Source organism: Bacillus cereus group sp. Bce019 (assembly GCF_051781745.1).
GTDB classification, from domain to species: domain Bacteria; phylum Bacillota; class Bacilli; order Bacillales; family Bacillaceae_G; genus Bacillus_A; species Bacillus_A cereus.
Genome location: NZ_JBPWJX010000165.1, coordinates 1 through 267 on the forward strand (window position 1 = coordinate 1; position 267 = coordinate 267).

Consider the following 267-nt stretch of genomic DNA (forward strand, 5'->3'; position numbering starts at 1 on the left):
TTTTAAAAATAATATATCTTTCATCAGGTTTTAACGTATTCACAGCTTGATGTACCCAATCCATGTATTCTTTTCTTTGTTGCTCTAGTTCAATTCTTTCAATAGCAATGTCTTCAGTAGAACTATGGAATTGATTTGTAAATGTCGGAGGAACCTCTGAAAACATTGTCGTTACTTTCGGCATTAGATTACTTGGCAATGTATTCAAATACTCACGATAATTCTCCAACACTTCTTCTACCGCTTTCTTTGTTTTCTTTGTATCAA

Annotated in this window: 1 protein-coding gene; it reads right to left on the minus strand. The window is 32.6% G+C overall.

Features of this window, described 5'->3' with window-relative positions:
* Positions 1–267: ArpU family phage packaging/lysis transcriptional regulator (locus ACS2QP_RS27865; RefSeq protein WP_438883084.1), on the minus strand; the 267-nt coding region annotated here is incomplete at both ends.